The 4524-nt window shown below is 59.2% G+C and carries 4 protein-coding genes and 1 pseudogene; all 5 read right to left on the bottom strand.

Translation table 11 applies throughout. The annotated features are described in order from the left end of the window. A pseudogene (locus tag DXX99_RS10840) lies at positions 1-370 on the bottom strand (RNA-guided endonuclease InsQ/TnpB family protein); the annotation flags it as partial. Further along, positions 371-793, bottom strand: coding sequence for an IS200/IS605 family transposase (gene tnpA / locus DXX99_RS10835; RefSeq protein WP_115793489.1), 423 nt, complete (start codon positions 791-793; stop codon positions 371-373). 12 nt (positions 794-805) lie between these two features. After that, complete coding sequence (locus tag DXX99_RS10830) at positions 806-1564, bottom strand: hypothetical protein (RefSeq protein ID WP_134643014.1); 759 nt, start codon at positions 1562-1564, stop codon at positions 806-808. A 25-nt stretch (positions 1565-1589) separates the two neighbouring features. Further along, positions 1590-2912 carry a ParB/RepB/Spo0J family partition protein gene (locus DXX99_RS10825; protein WP_165847842.1) on the bottom strand — a complete coding sequence of 441 codons (1323 nt, stop codon included), beginning with the start codon at positions 2910-2912 and terminating at the stop codon, positions 1590-1592. A 197-nt stretch (positions 2913-3109) separates the two neighbouring features. Continuing rightward, positions 3110-4524, bottom strand: a 1415-nt coding sequence (locus DXX99_RS11595) for a transposase (RefSeq protein WP_115793486.1), incomplete at its 5' end; no start/stop codon positions are given.

The following is a 4524-nucleotide window of genomic DNA, read 5'->3' as shown; positions in this document are numbered from 1 at the left end:
CCTTCCACCTTGAAGCCGCTCTGGACGTACTTGAGCGGGGAGAGGTAGCTTTGACCTTACGAAATCCGGGGGCGCTGTGCCGCGTGAGACCCTTTTTCTTGAGGGCGAAGAAGGACCTGTGCGCCTCCCGCACTTCGTCCCGCGTGAGCTGTACGGACATCGAGTAGTAGCCCTTCGCCCGGGGAAGCCCTTTCAAGATGCGGTTGAGGTTTTTGCGGGAAACGTCTACCTTCCCGGTCTCCTCGTACTCCTTCCGCAGGTGCCAGAGAAGACCGTTGTAGACCTTGGTGGCACAGAACATGGCGTCTTTAAGGACCGCTTCCGTTTGGGGATCTGCATGGATCTGAGCCTTGACCGTAATCAGGGGCACTTATTCACCTCCTTCCTCTGTTGTCTTTTGAGCCTCGATATACCGTTTAATGACTTCGCTTGAGACTTGCCCCGCCGTACCCACATAATAGCTTGGGTTCCATAAGTGGCCGCCCCAGAGTTCCCTTTTGAGTTCCGGGTGCTTCTTAAAAAGTATCCGGGCAGTGGAACCTTTCAGCACCTTGGCTATTACTGCAGGTGCAACTTTGGGAGGAGCGGAAAGAAAAACATGCACATGATCCGGCATTACTTCCAGAGCTAGAAGTTCGTAACCGTGTTCCCTACAAAGAGCGGCAACAGCCTCCTTAAGGGAAGCATCGACTGGCGGAAGAAGTACCTTGCGACGATACTTGGTTGACCATACAAAGTGGTAATTGATGTTGTAGACCGCTGTTCCCGTGGACTTCCAAGCCTTCTTCTCCATACCTTCATGGTATCACACAAGGAGAAGAAACGCAAGTATTAGGGCGAGGGGGTCCGTGTATCCCCTCAATGAATTAAGGGGGATTACAGCCCCCTCACGCTCCCCCGTTTTTCCTAAAAGCCGCAGCATGCGCGGCTTGACTTTTAAGTACTGCCGGTACTCTATACCGCTCTGCGCCTCGATCTTCCGCAGGACCTTCGTGAACACCTGCACCGGCACAGCGTCAAACATCTCCTTGACCCGCGCCAGGTATTCCGGATCGCCGCTTTTCCCGACGCGGCCTACTACGGCGGCGAACTCCTTGACCAAAAAGCGGAACTGGCAGTTGGCTTCCACTATTGCGCGGGCGGCGTCCGTCCTCAGAGCCCTGCGGGCCGCCAGGAACTCCAGCATCTTGACCCCGAAGACGCCTGCCGCCGCCCTCACCCACTCCTCGCTCTCGAAGCTCTTCTTCGCCAGCGCCCGCGTCCTGGCCGACCGGACGTAGTTTTTGTCTGAAAGCTTTTCCCTTGCGAAGGAAAGCGCCACCGGCAGGTAGATGGCGTACCACCGGCCGGAAGGGGAGAAGTGCTGCGGGAAGTTTTTGATGTAGAGCTGCAGGAGGCCCGGGCGGCCGCTCTGCCTGTGGTCGTTGACCCAGGCGAGGAACTGGTGGCTCGACATGAGGCCCGGGAACTCCTTCGCCGGGAGGATCTGGTTGAAGTACAGCCTGGCGTAGGTCTCGGCGATGAAGATCTCCGCCGCGGCCGAAGCGTCTTCGACCGACCGCATCACGAGCTTTCTGGTGGTGTGCTTGCTAATGAGCTTTGTGAGTTCCAAGGTCGATCACCTTCCCCGTCCTGCGGGCTCTGCCCAACAGCTCCTTCAGTTCTCCGAGTTCTCCCTCCAGGTGGGCGACGAGCTTCTCCAGCAGGTCGAGCGCCTCTCTGTGGTTCTGGATCGAGGGCGCGAAGCAGACCCTCACGTCGGCAAGGCGCTCGCCGATCGTCCGGGCCGCCTCCCTCACCGCTATGCGGAACCTGTTGAGGTCGCTTATGGGGAGCTTGGCCTCGCTCCGGGCAGCTAGGGCGTTCCCGAGATCTTCTACCTGTTTCTCTAGCTCTGCCCGCTTAAGCTTTGCTCTCTCCAGCTTCTCTTTAAGCGCTTTCAGCTCTTCCTCGCGGGCCTTGAGCTTCTGCTCCTGCTCGGCAAGTTTTTTCTCAAGCTCCGGGTCGGTTCTGTAGACGACCTTCTCCACCACTTTGGTCACCACGTTGTTCTGGGCCTGTTGCAGCCTTTCCCGCAAGAAGGCCAATTGCTTTTCGAGCTCCTTGAGCTTCAGCTCGGTCTCCCTGGTCCTCTTCTCCTTTTGCTGTGCCTCCTGTAATATCCGGTTCTTCTCTTCTTCCAGGGAAGAGACCAGGCGGAGGAGATCTTCTTTCTTCTTTCGCTCGGCTTCAAGCTCCTTTTTGAGTTCCTGGGCCTGCTTCACGGAGAGGTTGCAGATGCCGGACTCACCCAAATAGGAAAGCAGCTTTTCCTGCTCATCAGGCGGTAGTGAAGCGACAATCGCAGCAACCGAAGTAGCATCCCACTTGCCTAACTCCAGCAGCGCCTGGAGGTCAGGGATGAGGTCGTTCAGCTTGTCGAGACGGTGCAACGTTGCTTTTGACATGCCAAGCATCTGTGCAATTTTCAAAGTCTCAAATTGAGACTTTGATTCTGCCTCGATCAAACGGCAAACTTTGCCGTTTGATTTTGCTTCGTCCGAACGCCTGTCGCCGCCGCGCCTCACGCCGCGCAGCTCCTTGAGCTTCCGGATCAGCCGCGCCACCTGCATGTCCGAGAGCTGCCTCCTCAGCAGGTTGTCGCGGATCAGCAGGGAGACCGCTTCCTCGCTCTCCGGGTCGATGTCCCTGATGACCACGGGGACGCGGGTAAGGCCGGCCTCCTTCGCCGCCTCCAGGCGAAGGTGTCCCGCGAGCACCGTGTAGTCCGGCGCAACAATGAGGGGGTTGAGGATGCCGTTCTCCCGGATGTCTTCGACGAGCTTTTGCCACAACTCATCGGGAAGCTTCTCGGGGAACAGTTCCGCGTTCTTTGGGTGGGGCTTGAGAAGATTGACGGGAACTTCGCTCACCAAGGAAAGCCACCTCCAGGAACTCCAAGAATTCTGGTTTCAAAAAAAGCAAAGCCCCGGCAAGAGAGCCGGGGCAGACGGCTGAGCCTCCCCACAGCTAAAGCTGGGGGGTTCTGAGGGGAACCACCGCGACCTCTCCCGGGCTCTCGCCACCGCCAGGAGACGGCGCTACAGCATCCCGGGCCTCGGCACAAGGCTTACCCCTCTTCCGCAGCGACCCCCTCCGTCCCCTTGCGGGGCTGTTGGGCAACCTCACCCAACACTCGGGGGTTGGGAATACGGCCCGACGCCGCTTGCAGGACAGGCTCCTGACCCGGCCACTGCCTCGCGGCAGAGCCCGCGTCGAGCTCGAAATCGTTCTGTCCAATCTGTTCCACGAAACGCGCCAGGTAGGCGCTGTAAAGGTCCCGCTGGCACCTCACCCCGCAGGAGCATATGTGCCAGCGCTCAGACAAGGACTTCTTTCTGCGCTCCCCACAGATGCAGAAGCTGGAGAGGCCGACGTGAGTGTCTCGACCTTTGACTTTAACCCGGGTGGGGAACTCCAGGACCTTCCCGCCAGCACTCTCAGCCTTGCGGGCAAGCTCCCGGAAGAACATCCCCGGCGCCCGGGTGTTGACGGATCTGCCGAACAGCCTCTGGAGGGCGCGGCAGGAGAGCTTTTCGAACTTGAACACGTTGCCCATGCGCAGGGTCTCGTTGACCATCCTGCCGATGAGGCTCCTGCGGTGGGCGCTCAATTTGCGCCATATCTCCGCGAGTCGGGCCTGGGTCTTGAGGTATGTCTTGGTCTTCTTCCACTGTTTCGGCCCTTTCTTTACCGTCCCGTCGGGGTTGTAGTTCTCGGGGTTGTTGGCCCTGCGGGAGCGGTCGAGCTTGCGCTGGAGCCTGCGTATCTCCGCTTCTTTCTCCGCCAGTTCCTCGCAGAAGCGGTCGAGGCGTGCCTCCGTATCGTTGACACGGGCAATGGTGGACGGACCGGCATCGATGCCGACGGTGCCCTCTCCCAGGATGTTTTTAGGTTTTTGGTAGGGCACGCCCTCGCAGACGAGTTGGGCGTAAAAGCGGTTGCGTCCGTTTACCTTGCGCCTCACCAGGCGGGCGTACTTGACCCGACAGGAGAGGGCATGACGGACTACCGGATCTTCCGGGTCGATGACGGCCGGCAGGATAAGACCCTTCCAGACCACACAGCCATCCCGCCACCGGATGCCCGCTTCGTTGCTCTTGCCCTCCACGGTGTCCATCTGGTTTTTGCCCTTAAAGCGCACCTTGCGGGCCTGTCTGAAGAGCACCCTTTGAGCGGCCCGGTATGCCCTGGTGTCCAGCTTCTGGGCGACGTGGACGTCTAGGTGGTCTCTTATCCAGCAGGAACGCCGTATTTCTACAGCATAGTGTTGCAACGCGGCATCCGTAAAACCGTGTTTGGAGCAAGCTTCCCGGATGAGCGCGTTTCTTTGGTCTTTGTCCCCTACTTTCCAGGCTTTCTGCCACAGCCTGGACTGCTGGATGAGCTTCACCCGTTTCACGGCTTCCCCCAGGCAGGCGTTGTAGAGCTGGCGGGCCGCCTCCAGGCGGGCCAGCAGTACCTTCTCCTGGGCGGGGGAAACCC

The organism is Ammonifex thiophilus, assembly GCF_003368535.1.
Lineage (GTDB): Bacteria > Bacillota > Desulfotomaculia > Desulfotomaculales > Ammonificaceae > Ammonifex > Ammonifex thiophilus.
This window is presented reverse-complemented; position numbering and strand designations above follow the sequence as displayed.

Bases quoted from the DNA above. Each gene is read 5' to 3' on its own strand.
- tnpA (WP_115793489.1), bottom strand. From the start codon at position 793: ATGGAGAAGAAGGCTTGGAAGTCCACGGGAACAGCGGTCTACAACATC.
- DXX99_RS10830 (WP_134643014.1), bottom strand. From the start codon at position 1,564: ATGCGGTCGGTCGAAGACGCTTCGGCCGCGGCGGAGATCTTCATCGCC.